Annotated in this window: 18 protein-coding genes; 13 read left to right on the top strand and 5 right to left on the bottom strand. The window is 63.9% G+C overall.

Annotation, left to right across the window (positions count from 1 at the left end; genetic code table 11):
- The first annotated feature begins 241 nt into the window (after positions 1–241).
- Positions 242–658 carry a hypothetical protein gene (locus tag ACODTA_RS29655; protein WP_489071169.1) on the top strand — a complete coding sequence of 139 codons (417 nt, stop codon included), beginning with the start codon at positions 242–244 and terminating at the stop codon, positions 656–658.
- A 527-nt stretch (positions 659–1,185) separates the two neighbouring features.
- On the opposite strand, the gene ACODTA_RS29650 is transcribed toward ACODTA_RS29655, so the two are convergent.
- On the bottom strand, positions 1,186–1,692 hold the full coding sequence (locus ACODTA_RS29650; protein ID WP_489071167.1) for a type IV toxin-antitoxin system AbiEi family antitoxin domain-containing protein: 507 nt from the start codon (positions 1,690–1,692) through the stop codon (positions 1,186–1,188).
- A gap of 209 nt (positions 1,693–1,901) precedes the next feature.
- Here ACODTA_RS29650 and ACODTA_RS29645 point away from each other — a divergent pair, with 209 nt between their 5' ends.
- Positions 1,902–2,126 (top strand): hypothetical protein, encoded by a 225-nt coding sequence (locus ACODTA_RS29645; RefSeq protein ID WP_489071165.1) that lies wholly within the window; start codon positions 1,902–1,904, stop codon positions 2,124–2,126.
- 39 nt (positions 2,127–2,165) lie between these two features.
- Here ACODTA_RS29645 and ACODTA_RS29640 read toward each other — a convergent pair whose 3' ends face one another.
- The gene (locus ACODTA_RS29640; RefSeq protein WP_489071164.1) at positions 2,166–4,196 is read right to left on the bottom strand and encodes a S9 family peptidase; all 2,031 of its coding nucleotides are present in this window, start codon (positions 4,194–4,196) and stop codon (positions 2,166–2,168) included.
- Positions 4,197–4,344: 148 nt separating this feature from the next.
- Between ACODTA_RS29640 and ACODTA_RS29635 the strand changes: the two genes are divergently transcribed.
- From ACODTA_RS29635 to ACODTA_RS29615, 5 genes are all read left to right on the top strand, one after another.
- Positions 4,345–5,376, top strand: a complete 1,032-nt coding sequence (locus ACODTA_RS29635) for a LacI family DNA-binding transcriptional regulator (RefSeq protein ID WP_489071163.1) — start codon at positions 4,345–4,347, stop codon at positions 5,374–5,376.
- 89 nt (positions 5,377–5,465) lie between these two features.
- Complete coding sequence (uxaC, locus tag ACODTA_RS29630; RefSeq protein ID WP_489071162.1) at positions 5,466–6,908, top strand: glucuronate isomerase; 1,443 nt, start codon at positions 5,466–5,468, stop codon at positions 6,906–6,908.
- Positions 6,909–6,931: 23 nt separating this feature from the next.
- Positions 6,932–7,771 carry a 5-dehydro-4-deoxy-D-glucuronate isomerase gene (kduI, locus tag ACODTA_RS29625; protein ID WP_489071171.1) on the top strand — a complete coding sequence of 280 codons (840 nt, stop codon included), beginning with the start codon at positions 6,932–6,934 and terminating at the stop codon, positions 7,769–7,771.
- Positions 7,771–8,526, top strand: coding sequence for a 2-dehydro-3-deoxy-D-gluconate 5-dehydrogenase KduD (gene kduD / locus ACODTA_RS29620; protein WP_489071160.1), 756 nt, complete (start codon positions 7,771–7,773; stop codon positions 8,524–8,526). The genes kduI and kduD overlap by 1 nt, the downstream gene beginning before the upstream one ends.
- A gap of 11 nt (positions 8,527–8,537) precedes the next feature.
- A complete protein-coding gene (locus ACODTA_RS29615; protein WP_489071158.1) occupies positions 8,538–9,548 on the top strand; it encodes a PfkB family carbohydrate kinase in 1,011 nt (336 codons plus the stop codon).
- 49 nt (positions 9,549–9,597) lie between these two features.
- On the opposite strand, the gene secA is transcribed toward ACODTA_RS29615, so the two are convergent.
- Both secA and ACODTA_RS29605 read right to left on the bottom strand, forming a co-directional pair.
- Positions 9,598–12,336, bottom strand: coding sequence for a preprotein translocase subunit SecA (secA, locus tag ACODTA_RS29610; protein ID WP_489071156.1), 2,739 nt, complete (start codon positions 12,334–12,336; stop codon positions 9,598–9,600).
- A gap of 111 nt (positions 12,337–12,447) precedes the next feature.
- Positions 12,448–12,741, bottom strand: coding sequence for a hypothetical protein (locus tag ACODTA_RS29605; RefSeq protein WP_489071154.1), 294 nt, complete (start codon positions 12,739–12,741; stop codon positions 12,448–12,450).
- A 118-nt stretch (positions 12,742–12,859) separates the two neighbouring features.
- On the opposite strand from ACODTA_RS29605, the gene argJ reads away from it, so the two are divergent.
- From argJ to ACODTA_RS29575, 6 genes are all read left to right on the top strand, one after another.
- The gene (argJ, locus tag ACODTA_RS29600; RefSeq protein ID WP_489071152.1) at positions 12,860–14,092 is read left to right on the top strand and encodes a bifunctional glutamate N-acetyltransferase/amino-acid acetyltransferase ArgJ; all 1,233 of its coding nucleotides are present in this window, start codon (positions 12,860–12,862) and stop codon (positions 14,090–14,092) included.
- A gap of 4 nt (positions 14,093–14,096) precedes the next feature.
- The gene (locus ACODTA_RS29595) at positions 14,097–14,708 is read left to right on the top strand and encodes a glutathione S-transferase family protein (protein ID WP_489071150.1); all 612 of its coding nucleotides are present in this window, start codon (positions 14,097–14,099) and stop codon (positions 14,706–14,708) included.
- A gap of 29 nt (positions 14,709–14,737) precedes the next feature.
- Positions 14,738–15,532 (top strand): inositol monophosphatase family protein, encoded by a 795-nt coding sequence (locus ACODTA_RS29590; RefSeq protein ID WP_489071148.1) that lies wholly within the window; start codon positions 14,738–14,740, stop codon positions 15,530–15,532.
- 89 nt (positions 15,533–15,621) lie between these two features.
- Positions 15,622–16,083, top strand: a complete 462-nt coding sequence (locus ACODTA_RS29585) for a VOC family protein (RefSeq protein WP_489071146.1) — start codon at positions 15,622–15,624, stop codon at positions 16,081–16,083.
- Positions 16,080–16,424 carry an ArsR/SmtB family transcription factor gene (locus ACODTA_RS29580; RefSeq protein WP_489071144.1) on the top strand — a complete coding sequence of 115 codons (345 nt, stop codon included), beginning with the start codon at positions 16,080–16,082 and terminating at the stop codon, positions 16,422–16,424. Before ACODTA_RS29585 ends, ACODTA_RS29580 begins: the two co-directional genes overlap by 4 nt.
- Positions 16,421–16,897: an SRPBCC domain-containing protein gene (locus ACODTA_RS29575; RefSeq protein ID WP_489071142.1), complete on the top strand. Its 477-nt coding sequence runs from the start codon at positions 16,421–16,423 to the stop codon at positions 16,895–16,897. The genes ACODTA_RS29580 and ACODTA_RS29575 overlap by 4 nt, the downstream gene beginning before the upstream one ends.
- Before the next feature lie 93 nt (positions 16,898–16,990).
- On the opposite strand, the gene ACODTA_RS29570 is transcribed toward ACODTA_RS29575, so the two are convergent.
- Positions 16,991–17,412 (bottom strand): calcium-binding protein (locus ACODTA_RS29570; protein WP_489071140.1); only part of this gene is annotated, 422 nt, incomplete at its 5' end.

Here is a 17,412-nt window from a genome sequence, read left to right as displayed (position 1 = left end):
CCGATCGCCGCATAATTTAAGCCGAATGGCCTCCGGCAATCCCGGGGCGGTTCAAAGAGCTCCTGAACGAGGTGATCGAGATCACGATAGACGGCGAGGACATCCTCTTCACCCGCTACGATCTCCCGGAGCCGTGAGGCGACGCTCTTGGAGTGCCGCGCTGTAGCGGCCAACGCACAACCTTGATCCTATGGACGTCCATGAAAGGATCGCTCTATGGTCCCGACATATGGTACTCCACATGCAGGACGACTTGGCAGCGCTTAAAGCCGCTTCCGAAAAAACCGCTGATTTCCGTAGGGACATGTCCACACGGGTTGGTGGCATGCTTGAGCGGATAGAGGTCGCAAAAACGCTGGGCATTAGCCCCGTAGAAGTCTCGGCATTGCACAACCGTCGGCAGATTCTGGGAGTACCCTATGGAGCGGAAACTCGCTATCCGGCCGCGCAATTCGTCAATGGGCGCCCCCTACATGGCTTGAATGACATTCTCGACGCCTTCGATGACATGAACCCATGGGAGCAGCTTATGCTTCTAGCTACGCCGCTCGAGGGCTTTAGCGAACATCCTGAGACAATTTTACAGATGCTGGCAAAAGAGCAAGATTCCGACTGCCTGCAGCAGCTGACCGGCCTGGCCTTGAGCTGGGCAACCTAAACCCAAGGTGAGGCAAGCAGCCTTCCTGTCCGGAAAAGTAGGGCACAACTCGGCTATTTCTTCGCCGTCCAGACCGGATCTCCCGTGATCATACACTCCGTCTTTTCGATATAATGAAGCAATGTCATCCGGCCACGTTCGCCGCGGTTCTGCCCGTATGAAGGAATCATGGTGCATCCCAAGAGCTTTCTGCTCACCGGCAGAATAGCGACAATCTATGCGCCCTCGTGGCATCGAGGCCGTCGTACGATGTGCCTTAGGAAAGGCCTCCTCGTCCCCGCCGAACGTCTCCCGCGAAATCCCTTCCGTCACTCATTCGGCGCCACCCGAACCCATTGGCACCGCATTCGGCACAGATGCGCGTAATGCAGCGCAAAAGGGCGGAAATCGGCACATTCGGCACTTTAGTGCCCTACCCCTTGCGCAGCGAATCACCTTGCTGCAGTATGATGCTGGACAAAGAAGAGACTGGATGTGCTACAGGCCAATCTGGGCTCTGGACTGCCGCCTACATGCCCAACGGATGGCTAGGTTGCTTCCCGGTAGCGGCCATGGCCGACCTTCAGGAGCAACCCTTCATCGCACATGCGGGAGAGGTAGCAGCGAGGGATACCAACGTCCGTGAGATCCTTGGTTCTCACTTCGCCCCGCTCTCGTACAAGGAGGACGGCGCGTTCCCTCAAGGATAGTTTCGGAGCAACTGCTGATTTGATACGTTCCTTACGATCGCGGTCACGCTTGCGAACCCCATGCGTGGGCTCCCGTGGAAATGACAGAGGTGCATCTGTGGCGAACTCATGGGACAACACTGCCGGCTTGAGCAAGGAATTTCTTGCCAACGCACGGTATCGTGATATAGTTTTTCTTGCTTCCTCGGATGCGAATATTAAAATTGTTTTAGACGTATCCTGAAATGGGAGCCATTTTTCTTTCGGATACCAGCATCCGAAGCGGTCGGCGCAGCGACGACTGTCAGCCACCCGTCCGGCCTGTTCAGCCCCACCACCAACAAGCCTGATATATTCGCGCGCCATGCTCCGTTCTTCGCCTTCTCAAGGCCGAGAACGACTAACGCTTGGCCCCAAAATTACTGGTTTGCCGCAGCATCGCACCGAACAGAGAAATGGCGCCACGACATCGCGGCACGGTCGAGCTGCTGGCGCGGAATCCGCTCTGGAAGCCCGAGGCACACCGCGCCGCTCTCCGGCCCGTCGATCGAGGTCAACCCTGGGGAGTTCCTGACATGCGCCTGCTGACCGCTCTGCTCGCCACCAGCCCGATCGCCACGCCAGCCGGCGTGTTCTTCTGGGTTGGCGGCACGCCCCAGGCCGAGTTCGATGCAGCCAGGAACGGCGGCAAGCCGCTGGTCGCCCACCATTCCCCCTTCTTCCATGTCGAGGCCAAACCGTCGGCGACGTGCGGCGCAAAGGCGATGGTGGTGGCGGCGCTCGATCTGCTGAAGAAATGATCGCGCGGCGCGTCCGGAACGCGACCGCTCCTGCCCCAATCATTCCGTGCGCGGAGTTCCCTTCAACCAGCGATCATACCAGCCGATGTTGCTGCGCATCCGGTGGATCAGGTAGCTCGGCACCGTCAGCCCGTGATTTTCGCCGGGATAGACGATCAGCTTCGTCGGCACGCCCCGCGTCTTGAGCGCCTGGTACATCTGCTCAGCCCCCACGCACGGCACATTGTCGTCCGCTTCCGCGCATTGGAACAGGGTGGGCGCGGAGATCCGTCCGGCCTCCAGCAGGGGATAAGCGAGCTTGCGCCACGTCTCGAACCGCTCCCACGGCGCGCCCAGCTCGAGCATATATTCGCGCGCATACATGTCGACGCCGAACAGGCTCAACGCGTTGGCGACGCCAGCCCCCGAGATCGCCGCCCGGATCCGCGTGTCGCTGGCGATCATGTAGTCGGTCAGGATGCCGCCATAGCTCCAGCCGCCGACACCGATGCGCTCGGGATCGGCGATCCCCAGCGCGATCGCATGGCTGATGCCCGCGCTGATGTCGCGTACGTCCAGATTGCCCCAGTCGGCGTAGATGGCGCGCGCGAAATCGAAGCCCCGCCCCGACGAACCACGCGGATTGACCTTGAGCACGACATAGCCGGCCGCCGCATAGAGCCGCGCATCCAGGTCGAATTCGTGGCTATGCTGATAGACCGGCCCGCCATGAAGATCCGCGATCAGCGGATAGCGTTTCGCGGGATCATGATTCGGCGGGAGCGTCAGGAATCCGTGGATCTCGGCGTTCCCGCTCCTGAAAACGATATCGCGAACCTCGCCCAAAGCGCGATCCAGCAGCCAGGCATTGTGATGTGTCAGCGCGCGTCCGTCGCCAACTGCATAAAGTTCGGACGGCATCCGGTCGTTGGCGTCGAGCACGGCGACATTGCCGTTCGCCGCCACCGCATGATCATAGCCGAAGCGCTTGCCCTGCGTGAGATAGGTGATCGCCCCGCTGGCGGGATCGATCCGGGCAAGCCAGGTGTCGCGATCCTGCTCGATCAGCGCGATCAGCTTGCCATCGGGCGTCCAGCGCGGCTGGTAGAACCAGCGATCGATACGCGCCGGCCGCGCGATCGCGCCGGTCGCGACATCGGCGACGGCCAATTGATGCGGAGCATAGTAGATCCACTTATCCTCGCCGCCCTCCAGCCAGACGAGCCTGCGGGAATCGGGCGACCAGGCCGGGCCTGAACCCCAGTCCGGATCGCTGTCCGCTCCCCCCGAAACGCTGATCCGGCGTGGTTCGCCACCGGCCGGCGCGATAGTGAAAACCTCATAGTTCAGCGTCCTGTCCGCATCGCCCTGATCCTTGGCGACATAGGCGATCAGACGCCCGTCCGGAGACCATGCCGGATGCCAGTGATCGCGTGCGCCACTGGTGAGTTGGCGCGCCTTGCCGCTCGCCAGGTCGATGACGAAAAGCTGCGTCGCGCGATCGTCGAGATACCCCCGCCCGTCCTGCTTGAAGAAGAAGCGTTCGGTCTCGATCGGCGGCGGGGTCTTGGCTGTGCTGCCGACAGTGCGGCCGACTTCGGCGACCACGACCGCCTGCCTGCCGTCGGGGGACAGCGCGTAATCGCTGATACCCCCCGGCAGGGTCGTGATCCTCTGCGCGGCGCCACCCTTTGCCGGCATTCGCCACAATTGCGTATTCTCATCCTCCGCCTTTTTCCGGTCGTCCGGATCAGTGCCCGCCTCGGTTTTTTTCACACCAGCGTCGCTCAGGAACAGGACCCACTCGCCGTCGGCGCTGTAGCGCGGCTGCGTTTCGCTCGCTTCGCCGGTATCGGTGATCCGGATCGGTGCACCGCCTTTCCACGCCACCGTCCACAGATCGCTCTTCGCCGCGTCCTGCCTCGCGTCACCCAATGTCACGCTGTAGACGATACTGGTCCCATCAGGCGAAAAAGCCGGGCTCGCGACATCCGCCAGGCGATGAAAATCATCGAGCGCCACCGGCACAGGCTCGGCAACGAGCACGCCGGGCCAGGCAAGCAGCGTCAGGCCATAAAAAATGGATCGCATCGTGCCCCTCCCGCATCGGCTTTCGGTCGGTATCTTATGGGCGGGCGGCGAACTGCTTGGCAATTGTCTAGCGATATCACTCGAAAGTCGAGCATTATCCTTGGGTGCGGCCATTGGCGACGGGGCAAGCTTCGGTCTAAATGGACCGATGAAGAAATCATCGCAGCCGACCATCAACGACGTCGCCCGCCTGGCGGGGGTTTCCAAGAAGACGGTCAGCCGGGTGATCAATCGCTCCCCGCTGCTCAACGACGATACACGCGAGCGCGTCCAGGGCGTGATCAAGGATCTGGGTTATATCCCCAACCCGCAGGCGCGCGCGCTGGCGCTGCGCCGCAATTTCCTGATCGGCCTGGTCCACGACAATCCCAACGCCCAGACCGTGCTCAACGTCCAGCAGGGCATATTGGAAGCGCTGCGCGATACCGAATTCGAGCTGGTGGTGCGGCCGGTCGATCGCGGATCGCCCGCGATGCTCGACGATCTGCGCCATTTCCTCGAACGGCAGCGCCTGTTCGGCGTGCTGTTGATGCCGCCGATCTCCGAAAATGATACGCTCGCCAAGCTCTGCGACGAGATCGGCTGCCGCTATGTCCGCATGGGTTCCGCGCAGCTCGACGATCCCGAACATACCGTCGCGTCCAATGATCGCGAGGCGGTGCGCGAGGCGACCGAGTATCTGATCAAGGCCGGCCATCGCCGGATCGGGCTGGTGCTGGGGCCGCATGGCTTTCGCTCCGCGCTCGAACGGCGGCTCGGTTTCGAGGATGCGCTGGCCGCCGCCGGCATCGCGCTGCCGCGCAGCCTGATCGCCGATGGCAGCTACACGTTCGATTCGGGCATGCATGCCGGCGAACGGCTGCTCGACCTGCTGCCCCGCCCCACCGCGATCTTCGCATCGAACGACGAGATGGCGGCCGGTGTGCTGCATACCGCGCGCCAGCGTGGGCTGGACGTGCCGACCGACCTTTCGATCATAGGCTTCGACGACAATCCGATCGCCGCGCATATCTGGCCACCCATGACCACGGTGCGCTGGCCGATCGCGACGATGGCGCGATCCGCCGCGATCAAGCTGGTCGGCGACACGATCGATCCGGGCAGCGAGGCCCGGGAGCCCTCGCTTTTCCTGTCGGCGCTGATCCGCCGCGCATCGGTGGCGCCGCCGCCACAACAATGACCGATCGCATCGAATCCCTCCAGCAAAGCACTTGAAGGTTTTTTTGACACCGGTTACCAAAGCGAAGGACAAGAGACGAGGGAGAGTTGGTGAAACCGCTGAGGCTCAATCCGGATCGGCTGTTTCCCGTCGAATCCAGAACGCGCGATATCGCGCGCGCGCTCTATGCCGAAGTGGCGTCGTTGCCGATCGTCAGCCCGCACGGCCATACCGATCCCGCCTGGTTCGCCACTGACGCGCCATGGCGCGACGCGACCGAATTGCTGCTGGCGCCGGACCATTATCTCTATCGCATGCTTCACAGCCAGGGCTTCGCGCTCGATGCGCTCGGCGTGCCCGATCGCAACGGTATGCCGGATACCGATCCGCGCGGCGCATGGCGGCTGTTCGCCGCGCATTATCATCTGTTCCGCGGCACGCCTTCGCGGATCTGGCTCGATCACGTCTTCGCGGAGGTGTTCGGTTTCGAGGTCGCGCTCGATACGGGCACGGCTGATCACTATTTCGACAAGATCGCCGAAAGCCTCGCCACCCCGGCATTCCGCCCGCGCGCGCTGTTCGACCGGTTCGGCATCGAACTGCTCGCCACCACCGAAGGCGCGCACGAGGATCTGGGCCATCACGCCGCGATCCGCGCCTCGGGCTGGACGGGACGCGTGGTCACCACCTATCGCCCAGATGCAGTGGTCGATCCCGAACATCAGGATTTCACGGCGGCGCTGTCGCGCTTCGCCGAACTGTCGGGCGAAGACATCCACGACTGGCAAGGCTATCTGAAAGCCCATCGCAAGCGCCGCGCCGATTTCCGCGCCGCAGGCGCCACCGCGACGGATCACGGCCACCCGACCGCAGCCACGGCGAACCTCGCCCCCGATGTGGCGGAACGGCTATTCCGCCAGGTCGTGACCGGCAATGCGACGCCGGACGAAGCGGAACTGTTCCGCGCGCAGATGCTGACCGAGATGGCGGCGATGAGCGTCGAGGACGGCATGGTGATGCAACTGCACCCCGGTGCCTGCCGCAACCACAATGCGGCGCTGTTCGCCAGCCATGGCCGCGACAAGGGCGCCGATATCCCGACGCGCACCGACTATGTCCATGCATTGAAGCCGCTGCTCGACCGTTTCGGCGGCCACCGCGACCTTTCGATCATCCTCTTCACGCTCGACGAGACGAGCTATGCCCGTGAACTGGCGCCGCTGGCGGGCCATTATCCCTGCCTGAAGCTCGGGCCGGCCTGGTGGTTCCACGATAGCCCGGAAGGCATGCGGCGCTTCCGCGAGATGACCACCGAAACCGCCGGCTTCTACAATGGCGTGGGGTTCAACGACGATACCCGCGCCTTCCTGTCGATCCCTGCGCGCCACGACGTCGCCCGCCGTGTCGATTGCGGCTTCCTCGCCCGTCTCGTCGCCGAGCACCGGATCGAGGATTGGGAAGCCGCGGAGCTCGCTCATGCGCTTGCCTATGGCCTCGCCAAACAGGCCTATAAGCTCGACGCGCCCGATATTTCCGTCGCTCAGGCGGCGTGATCGCCATCAACCCGGAGAAACCGATGTTCGAACGCACCTATTACGCCACACATCCCGACATGATGGAGTGCGTCTCCAACGAGGAACTGCGTGACCGCTATCTGATTGGCGGTCTGTTCCGGCCGGGCGAATGCTTGCTCAACTATACCCATGCCGATCGTTTCGTGATCGGCGGCGTCGCAGTGATCGATGCCCCGGTGAAACTGCCGGACCAGACCGAACCGGCCTCCGCCGCCGGCCATCCTTTCCTGGAACGCCGCGAACTCGCCATCGTCAATGTCGGCGCGGTCGAAGGCACGGTCACCGTCGATGGCGAGGTCTTCACGCTGGGCAACAAGGACTGCGTCTACGTCACCATGGGCGCCAGGGAGGTGCTGTTCTCCGGCGCCGGCGCGCGTTTCTACCTGGCCTCCTGCCCCGCCCACAAGGCGTTCGCGACGCGCAAGCTCTCGATCGCCGACGCCAACGCGCTCGATCGCGGCAGCCTGGAGGAATCGAACGAGCGGACGATCTACCAGTTCGTCATCCCGGGCATCTGCGACAGCGCCCAGCTCGTCATGGGGCTGACCGTACTCAAGCCGGGCAGCGTGTGGAACACCATGCCGCCTCACATCCATGAACGGCGCAGCGAGATCTATTTCTATTTCGACCTGAACGGCGCCGGCGACCGCGTGTTCCACTATATGGGTGAGGGAGACGCGATGCGTCACATCGTGATGGCGAATGAGGAAGCGGTGATCTCGCCACCCTGGTCGATCCATATGGGATCGGGCACGCGCGCCTATGCCTTTATCTGGGCGATGGCGGGCGAAAATCTCGATTATACCGACATGAACGTCCTCGACATCTGCCAGCTCCAGTGATGACAAGCCCCTTCGATCTGACCGGAAAGGTCGCGCTGGTCACCGGCGCCAATACAGGTATCGGCCAGGGCATCGCGCTGGCACTGGCGGCGGCAGGCGCCGATATCGCCGCCGCCGGGCGGACGCCCGCGACCGATACGATGGAGCGCGCCCGCGCACTCGGCCGCCGCGCGGAGATCATCTCGGCGGACCTGTCGACGATCGAGCCCGTCGAACGCGTCGTGGCCGAAACCGTCGATCGGCTGGGTAGCATCGATATATTGGTGAACAATGCCGGCATCATCCGCCGCGCCGACAGCATCGATTTCACCGAGGCGGATTGGGACGCGGTGATCGATACCAACCTGAAATCGGTCTTCTTCCTGTGCCAGGCGGCGGCGAAGCGGATGATTCCCGCCGGTGGCGGCAAGATCATCAATATCGCATCGATGCTGAGCTTCCAGGGCGGTATTCGTGTGCCAAGCTATACCGCGTCGAAGAGCGGGATCGGCGGCCTGACCAAGCTGCTCGCTAATGAATGGGCGAGCAGGGGCATCAACGTCAATGCGATCGCCCCCGGCTATATCGCGACGAACAACACCGAAGCATTGCGCGCCGACGGCAAGCGCAATGCCGAGATATTGGGCCGAATCCCTGCGGGTCGCTGGGGCGAGGCGGAGGATCTGGGCGGTGCCGCCGTGTTTCTCGCATCCTCCGCATCCAACTATGTCGATGGCCATATCCTGGCGGTCGATGGCGGCTGGCTCGCCCGTTGAAAGGAAACCGCATGGCCGGCCGCACCGTCTGTTTTGGGGAATTGCTGCTCCGCCTGACGGCGCCGGGGCGCGAATTGCTGCTCCAGACCGGCCGGCTCGATGTCCATGTGGGTGGCGCCGAAGCCAATGTCGCGGTCGCGCTCGCACGGCTGGGCCATGTGACACAGATGGTGAGCGCGGTGCCGGACAATCCGCTGGGTGGTTCGGCCGTTTCCGTGCTGCGCGGTCATGGCGTCGATTGCCGCCATGTCGCGCACCGCGACGGACGGATGGGCCTGTATTTCCTCACCCAGGGCGCCGGCCTGCGCGCCTCGGAGGTCGTCTACGACCGCGCCCATTCCAGCTTCGCAGAGGCGCCCGCCGACGCCTATGACTGGCCGTCGCTGCTCGACGGCGCCGGTCGCTTGCATCTGTCCGGCATCACGCCTGCATTGGGTCCGGCGACGGCAGCCGCCGCGATCGCGGCGGCCGAAACCGCGAAGACGATGGGCATCCCGGTGTCGTTCGACGGCAATTATCGAGCGAAATTGTGGGAAAGCTGGGACAGCGATCCGCGCGCCGTGCTCACCCGGCTGGTCGGGCTCGCCGATATCCTGTTCGGCAATCACCGCGACATTTCGCTGCTGCTCGGCGAAACCTTCCATGGCGACGGCCCAGAACGTCGGCGAGAAGCGGCCGACGCGGCTTTCGCCGCCTTCCCCGGCCTCAACCTGATGGCTTCGACAGCCCGCCACACCGAAGATGCCGACCGCCACCGCGTCTCCGCGCGGATCGACACGCGCGAAGCCGCGCACCAGACCGAGGAGATCGCGGTTTCCGGGATCGTCGACCGGATCGGCGCAGGCGACGCCTTCGCCGCCGGCATCCTGCACGGGCTGGGGATGAGCGCCGATCTGGACTGGACGGTGCGCTCCGGCCTCGCCCTCACCTGCCTGAAACACAGCCTGCCGGGTGACGCCAGCCTGTTCGGACGGGCGGATATCGACGCATTCCTCGCCGGGGAAATGGACGTTCGGCGATAACGCCCGGATCTGCGGCTCGCCCGTTCGGACGGTTTAGGTCGAGGCGCCCTTACAGCACCCCGTGGCAGTGCTTGTACTTGCGCCCTGAACCGCAGGGGCACGGCGCATTGCGGCTCACCTTGTCGCCCCATTCCGCCGGATCGTCACCCAGATCCTCGACCATCTCGGGCTGGGCGATCTGCAGCGGGGGCAACCGCGTGGTGATCAGGCCCAGATTGCCGGCGTCGATGTCCGCGCTATTGTCCTCGCCAGTCAGCGGATTGATATGAGTGGTGATGAAATCGGGCATCTGCGGCAGCGGCGGCGCTTCCTGCGGCATAAACTGCGCATTGGCGAGAACACGGGTCACATCCTCGCGGATCGCCGACAGCATGCGTTCGAACAGCGCGAACGCCTCCTGCTTATATTCGTTGATCGGCGTCTTCTGCGCATAGGCGCGCAGATGGATCACCTGGCGCAGCGCGTCGAGCGTCGCCAGATGCTCCTTCCAGTGATGATCCAGGCTCTGGAGCAGGATGCTCTTCTGCACCTGCGCCCAGCTTTCCGGATCGATCTCCGCCGATTTTCCGGCGATCGCCTCGTCCGCCAGTGCCTGCAGCCGCTGCTCGATCAGTTCGGGGTCGATCGCTTCCTCGGTCAGCCACGCGTCGAAATCGGGCTCGATGCCGAGCACTTCCAGCGTGCGCTCCTTGAGCTGCGCGATATTCCATTGCTCGGGATAGGTGTCGGGCGGGCAGGCATCGGCAACGATGCCATTGACCGTCTCGGCGCGCATATCTGCGACGACATCGTCCACCGTTTCCGCGTCCATGATGTCCGAACGCTGCTCGTAGATCACCTTGCGCTGGTCGTTCATCACGTCGTCATATTCGACGACCTGCTTGCGGATGTCGTAGTTGCGCGCCTCGACCTTCTTCTGCGCGGTCTCGATCGCCTTCGACAGCCACTTCGATCCGATCGCCTCACCTTCCTGCAGATTGCTCCGCATCATCTTCGCGAACATCGTGTTGGGCCCGAAGATCCGCAACAGATCGTCGTCGAGCGACAGGTAGAAACGGCTGAGACCGGGGTCGCCTTGACGGCCCGAACGGCCGCGAAGCTGGTTGTCGATGCGGCGGCTCTCGTGGCGCTCGGTGCCGAGCACGAACAGGCCGCCGGCGGCGAGCACCTGCTGCTTCTCGGCCGCGATCTCCGCCTTGATGCGTTCGATCGCCGCCTCGCGCTCCGGCCCTTCCGGCATCTCCGACAGTTCGTCCTCGACGCGGAATTCCAGATTGCCGCCCAACTGAATGTCGGTGCCGCGGCCCGCCATGTTGGTCGCGATGGTGACTGCGCCCAGTCGGCCAGCCTGCGAGACGATATGCGCTTCGCTTTCATGATAGCGCGCATTGAGCACGCTGTGCTCGACCTGTTCCTTGTTCAGAAAGTCCGACAGCAATTCCGACTTCTCGATCGAGACGGTGCCGACGAGCACGGGCTGGCCATTCTCCGCCTGCATCCGGATCCGCTTGGCGATCGCCGCGAACTTCTCTTCCAGGCTCTTGTAGAATTCGTCTTCCTCGTCGACCCGCTGGACGGGCACGTTGGTCGGGATGGTGACGACATTCATCTTGTAGATGTCGAAGAATTCGGCCGCTTCAGTCGCAGCCGTACCGGTCATGCCCGAAAGCTTGGGGTACATGCGGAAATAATTCTGGAAGGTGATCGAGGCGAGCGTCTGGTTCTCGGGCTCGATATTGACCCCTTCCTTGGCCTCGACGGCCTGGTGCAAGCCATCGGACCAGCGCCGTCCGTCCATCATGCGGCCGGTGAACTCGTCGATGATGATCACCTTGCCTTCCTTCACGATATAATCGGTATCGCGCTTGAAGATCACATTGGCGCGCAGCGCCTGGTTCAGGTGATGGACGACCTGGGTGTTCTCGTAATCGTAGAGATTGCTGCCTTCGAGCAGGCCGGCGGCTTCCAGGATCCGCTCCACCTTCTCGGTCCCGTCCTCGGTCAGGATGATCGAGCGCTGCTTCTCGTCGACCTCATAATCCTCGGCGACAAGCTGTTTCACCACCGCATCGACGCGCATGTACAGTTCGGACTTGTCGTCGGTCGGGCCGGAGATGATCAGCGGCGTGCGGGCTTCGTCGATCAGGATCGAGTCGACCTCGTCGACGATCGCATGCGCGAAGGGGCGCTGCACCATCTGGCTGCGCTCATATTTCATGTTGTCGCGCAGATAGTCGAAGCCGAACTCGTTGTTCGTGCCGTAGGTGATGTCCGCCGCATAAGCGTCACGGCGCGCCTGGTCGCCGATATTGGGCACGATCACGCCCACTGTCAGCCCGAGGAAACGATAGACCTGGCCCATCCATTCGGCGTCGCGGCGGGCGAGATAGTCGTTGACGGTGACGACATGGACGCCGGTGCCCGGCAGCGCGTTCAGATAAGTGGCGAGCGTCGCCACCAGCGTCTTGCCCTCGCCCGTCCGCATCTCGGCGATCTCGCCGCGATGGAGCACGATGCCACCGACCATCTGCACGTCGTAATGGCGCTGGCCGAGCACACGCTTCGCGGCCTCGCGCACCGTGGCAAAGGCTTCGGGGAGGATGTCGTCCAGCGTTTCGCCCGCGTCCAGGCGCGCACGGAACGCAGCGGTTTGCGCGGAAAGCTCCTCGTCCGACAACGCGGAGATCGAGGGTTCGAAGCTGGCGATGCGCGCGACGATCTTGTCGAGCGACTTGACGTAACGATCGTTCGACGATCCGAAAATGGCCTTGGCGATGCCACCGAGCATGATAAAATCCTGTATTGAATCGAGGGTTTGGACGCCGGCGATGCCAGCTTCGGCCGCGTGGCACGCACGCGTAGATCGGGGATGCGGCCAGCAAGAGCAGGCCAGCCACGGCTATTCCAGCCGGCTGCCGTTCACCAGAAGGACCGCGCGGAGCGCGCCGGCCTGGACAGGCGCGAGCGACATGGCGGCGGGAAAAGCGGCGGTAGTACGACCGGGATCATGCATCGCACGCGGCGCGGGCGCCGCGATTTCGGCCAGCGCATCGACGGCTGTGCCGGCGGCGGCACTTTGCACCTGTGCACGCTCCGCCACCCGCTCGCCGGAGATGATTCCGGTAAAGCAGGTCAGCAGTGCGGAGAGGAAGAGCAGCAGTTGCAAATGCACGTCCCAGGTTAGAACCGCCACGACATAGGTGCTGTCGGGCCGTTCGTCTAATCAAAAGCTCATATAAACGTGATGTGCCATAAGCGTTTCGGCTGAACGCCACATTGATCCCCGACACGGCGAAGCTATAGCGGCCATCATGACTCAGCCAGCCCGCTCCCCCCTCGCGCCCGAAGGCTTTCCCGATCTCCCCGCCATTGACGGCGTTGCGCTGCGCGTGGCGCGTGCGCGCTACAAGGCCTGGGACCGCTGTGACCTGACCTTCGTCACGCTCGATCCGGGCACGTCGGTCGCCGGCGTGCTGACCAGGAGCAAATGCCCCTCGCCCGAAGTCGAATGGTGCCGCGCGGCGCTGACACTCGGCCAGGCGCGCGCGCTGGTCGTCAATGCCGGCAATTCCAACGCCTTCACCGGCAATCGCGGGCGCGCCGCGGTTGAGGCGATCGCCGCGCGCACCGCCGCGCATCTCGGCTGCCAGCCGTCGGACGTGTTTGTCGCCTCCACCGGCGTGATCGGCGTGCCGCTCCCCATCGACAAGGCGGAAGCCGGGCTCGACGCCGCCTTCACTGCCGAACCCTGCGGCTGGCAGGACGCCGCCGCCACGATCATGACCACCGACACCTTCGAAAAGGCGGCGGTGACGCGAGCGGTGATCGGCGACCGCACCGTCAGCTTCGTTGGCATCGTGAAGGGATCGGGCATGATCGCGCCGGACATGGCGACGATGCTCGGCTTCATCTTCACAGACACGGCGATCGAGCCCGGTCTGCTCCAGGCGATGCTGAGCACCGCCAATCGCGCAACCTTCTCGTCGATCACCGTCGACAGCGACACCTCGACCAGCGACACCGTGCTTGCCTTCGCCACCGGCCGGGCCGGGAACGCTCCGCTCGCGTCGTTCGACGATGCCGGTGCGGACGCCGTCCAGGCCGCGCTCACCGACATGTGTCGCCAACTCGCCCATCTCGTCGTCCGCGACGGCGAAGGCGCGTCGAAATTCATCGAGATCACCGTGACCGGCGCAGAATCAGACGACAGCGCGCATCGCATCGCGCTCAGCATCGCCAATTCGCCGCTGGTGAAGACGGCGATCGCGGGCGAGGACGCCAATTGGGGCCGTGTCGTCATGGCGGTCGGCAAGGCCGGCGAGCCCGCCGAACGCGACAAGCTCGCCATCCGCTTCGGCGCGACCCAGGTCGCGACCGGCGGCCTTGCGGTCGAGGGTTATGACGAAGCCCCCGTCGCCACGCATCTGAAGGGCAAGGAGATCGAGGTCGGTGTCGACCTCGGCCTGGGCGATGGCCGTGCGACGGTTTGGACCTGCGATCTGACGCACGGATATATCTCGATCAACGCCGACTACCGGAGTTGATCCGATGCTGACGATCTGGGGTCGGCTCAACTCGCACAATGTGAAGAAGGTCGCCTGGTTCGCGCACGAGATCGGCATTCCGCACGCCCGCCGAGATGTCGGCGGTGCCTTCGGCATGGACGCGGCCTATCTCGCGCTCAATCCCAATGCGCTGATCCCGACGATCGAGGACGACGACGTTGTTCTGTGGGAATCGAATGCGATCCTGCGCTATCTGGCGGCACGCTACGCACCGGAAGCATTCTGGCCGAACGATCCCGCCTTGCGCGCTCAGGCGGACAAATGGATGGACTGGCAGTTTGGCTATGCCGATGCGCAGCGAGACGCCTTCCTCAACCTGGTGCGCTATCCCGCAGATGCGCGCGATCCCGCGGCGGTGGCGCGATCCGCGCAACGATGCGCCGAAATGATGGCGCTGATCGAACGCGCACTTGACCGCCAGCCATGGCTATCTGGCCAGACCTTCGGCCTGGGCGACGTTCCGATGGGCGTTTACGTGCATAGCTGGATGACGCTCGATATCGAGCGCCCGGATATGCCCAATGTCCAAAGATGGTATGCCGCACTTAAGGCGCGGCCGGGCTATGCCAGCCAGGTCATGATCCCGCTCACCTGAGCGCCTCCCGCAAGCAGGAGCCTATCGCGATGCACAGCCTCTACCGCCCCGTCGCCGAACTGATGGAGCAGGTGGCGGCAGATGTCGTCCTGCCGCGCTATCAGAATCTCGCCGAAGACGAGATCAGCGAAAAGGCGACAGACGATTTCGTCACCATCGCCGACAAGGAAAGCGAGTTGCGGCTGATCGAGGGGCTCGCCCGGATCCTGCCGGACGCCGGCATGATTGGGGAGGAAGCCGCGGCGGCCGATCCCGCGATCCTCGATCGCGCCGGCATCGGCCTCAACTGGATCATCGATCCGATCGACGGCACCGGCAATTTCGCCGCGGGCCGTCCACCCTTCGGCATGATGGTAGCGCTCGTCGCGGACGGCGCCATCCGGGCCGGCTGGATCCTCGATCCGCTCGACGGCCGGATCTGCCATGCCGTCGCAGGCGGTGGTGCATTTCTCGACGGAGAACGCATCACGGCGCAGGAAAGCGGATGCACCCTGCCCGTCGCCGCGCTTGCCGTCTATTTCATGACGCCGGAACGCCGCGCCGAAATCGTCGAACGCGCGCGCGGCCGGTTGACGCTGGTCGATATCCCGCGCTGTGCGGCGGAGCAATATCCCCGCCTCGTGCTCGGCCAGAACGATATCGCACTGTTCGAACGCACCCTGCCCTGGGATCATGCCGCCGGCGCGCTGTTCCTGGCCGAATCCGGCGGTCGCATCGCCCGGCCGGACGGATCACCCTATATCGTCGGTGACGGCCGCAAGGGCCTGCTCGGCGCCGCATCCACGCGCGTGTGGGACGAAAGCGCAAAAATCCTTTTCGGCTGACCGAATCAGCCACCTCCTCCCCGCGCATCCAGCATCCTTGACGAAATAGTTCTCATCTGCGTTAAATATTAACAGATAGGAGAATCGAAATGGCCGATATATCTCAACGCCCCGCAGTGGTTTCCGCGATCGTCTACAAGGATGCGATGGCCGCGTTCGAATGGCTGCAAGGCGCCTTCGGCTTCGAACCCGCGATGCTGATCACCGATGCGGAGGGCAATCTGGCGCATTCGGAAATGATCTTCGGCGACGGCTGGATCATGGTCGGCAACGAATGGAGCGACGATCATCGCAGCCCCGCCAATCTCGGCGGCAAGAACACCCAGACCGTCCATCTCCAGATGACGACCGATATCGACGCGCATTGCGAACATGCGCGCAACGCCGGTGCCGAAATCCTGATGGAGCCCGAAACCCAATTCTACGGCGACCGCACCTATCGCGCGCGCGATCCGGAGGGGCATATCTGGACCTTCGGCCAGACGGTGAAGCAGGTCGAGCCCGAGGATTGGGACAGGGATACCGGTCTGAAGACCAAGATCTGGCCGTGAATGCCGCAGCGAAGCGGCTTGACCGGACATTGGCGGCGCTCGCCGATCCGCATCGCCGCCAGGTCGTGGAGTTGCTGCGCGAACGGCCGAGGCGCGCGGGCGAACTGGCCGAAGCCGCGGGACTCAGCCCTCCTGCGATGAGCCGCCACCTTCGCATGCTGCGCACATCCGGGCTGGTGGAAGAACGGCATGACGGTTTCGACGCGCGCGTACGCATCTATCGCCTGACCCCCGCCCCGATGGCGGAACTCACCGAGTGGCTGCGCCAAACCGAGGAGATGTGGGCGGATCAGCTCAGTGCGTTCCGCAACCATATGCTGGCGCGGAGCGACGCGCCATGACGTCGCGCATCCTGGTGGCGATGCGCGTACCCGGACCACCCGAGCGCGCCTTTCGCGTCTTCACCGAAGAGGTCGGCCTTTGGTGGCAGGACAATCCCCTGTTCCGCTTCACGCCGCGCAGCCCCGGTACGGTGGCGTTCGAACCGCCGACCGGCGACGCCCCCGCCCGCTTCGTCGAGAAGCTGCCCGACGGCAAGGTCTTCGTGATCGGCGACGTCGCGGTCTGGGATGTCGGCCGACGCCTGGTATTCGGCTGGCGCCAGGCGACGTTCAGGCTGGATCAGCGCACCGAAGTCGAAATCCGTTTCGAACCCGTCGGCGACGAAACGCGTGTGACGGTCGAGCATCGCGGCTGGGACAGCGTGCCGCAACCCCATGTCGCAAAGCACGGCATGCCGTCGCTTCTGTTCGATCAGCGGCACGGCGAATGGTGGCGCACATTGCTGGCGGCGCTGCGAACATACATCCACTGACGGGCACGCACCCCGAGCCGATATTCGCCGACCCCAGAACACCGCACCGGCGATTTTGACCGGCACGCCGTCGGGCGTGCCGGTCAATGATCGTCAGGCGAAGGTGATCTGGTTGATGTCGGAGATGCCGAGGAGTGTGACGGAGCCGCCCTGTTCAAGATTGAGGCGGAGGTCGGTGATGGTATCGCCATTGGTGTCGCCGACGACGACATTGAGGATGTCGAGCCCGTCGGCGAGATCGACGATATCCTGGCCCGGGGTATAGTCGGTGATGATATCGTGCCCGTCACCGAAGTTGATGAGGAAGGTGTCCCTGCCCGCGCCGCCGGTCAGCGTGTCATCGCCGGCACCGCCGATCAGCACGTCGTCACCGCCGGCGCCGTTGAGGCTCTGGTTGCCCGCGAACCCGTAGAGACGATCCTCGTCCGCCGTGCCCATCAGCACGCCGCCGCTGCCGCGACCGCCGCCCACGACGTTCCTGCCGTCCGCCAGCGTCGTGATCGTCATCGTCACCG

The sequence above is a fragment of the Sphingomonas sp. FG14 genome (assembly GCF_057809675.1).
This window is presented reverse-complemented; position numbering and strand designations above follow the sequence as displayed.

Bases quoted from the DNA above. Each gene is read 5' to 3' on its own strand.
- ACODTA_RS29655 (WP_489071169.1), top strand. From the start codon at position 242: ATGCAGGACGACTTGGCAGCGCTTAAAGCCGCTTCCGAAAAAACCGCT.
- ACODTA_RS29650 (WP_489071167.1), bottom strand. From the start codon at position 1,692: ATGGCGCGCGAATATATCAGGCTTGTTGGTGGTGGGGCTGAACAGGCC.
- ACODTA_RS29645 (WP_489071165.1), top strand. From the start codon at position 1,902: ATGCGCCTGCTGACCGCTCTGCTCGCCACCAGCCCGATCGCCACGCCA.
- ACODTA_RS29640 (WP_489071164.1), bottom strand. From the start codon at position 4,196: ATGCGATCCATTTTTTATGGCCTGACGCTGCTTGCCTGGCCCGGCGTG.
- ACODTA_RS29635 (WP_489071163.1), top strand. From the start codon at position 4,345: ATGAAGAAATCATCGCAGCCGACCATCAACGACGTCGCCCGCCTGGCG.
- kduI (WP_489071171.1), top strand. From the start codon at position 6,932: ATGTTCGAACGCACCTATTACGCCACACATCCCGACATGATGGAGTGC.
- kduD (WP_489071160.1), top strand. From the start codon at position 7,771: ATGACAAGCCCCTTCGATCTGACCGGAAAGGTCGCGCTGGTCACCGGC.
- ACODTA_RS29615 (WP_489071158.1), top strand. From the start codon at position 8,538: ATGGCCGGCCGCACCGTCTGTTTTGGGGAATTGCTGCTCCGCCTGACG.
- secA (WP_489071156.1), bottom strand. From the start codon at position 12,336: ATGCTCGGTGGCATCGCCAAGGCCATTTTCGGATCGTCGAACGATCGT.
- argJ (WP_489071152.1), top strand. From the start codon at position 12,860: ATGACTCAGCCAGCCCGCTCCCCCCTCGCGCCCGAAGGCTTTCCCGAT.
- ACODTA_RS29595 (WP_489071150.1), top strand. From the start codon at position 14,097: ATGCTGACGATCTGGGGTCGGCTCAACTCGCACAATGTGAAGAAGGTC.
- ACODTA_RS29590 (WP_489071148.1), top strand. From the start codon at position 14,738: ATGCACAGCCTCTACCGCCCCGTCGCCGAACTGATGGAGCAGGTGGCG.
- ACODTA_RS29585 (WP_489071146.1), top strand. From the start codon at position 15,622: ATGGCCGATATATCTCAACGCCCCGCAGTGGTTTCCGCGATCGTCTAC.
- ACODTA_RS29575 (WP_489071142.1), top strand. From the start codon at position 16,421: ATGACGTCGCGCATCCTGGTGGCGATGCGCGTACCCGGACCACCCGAG.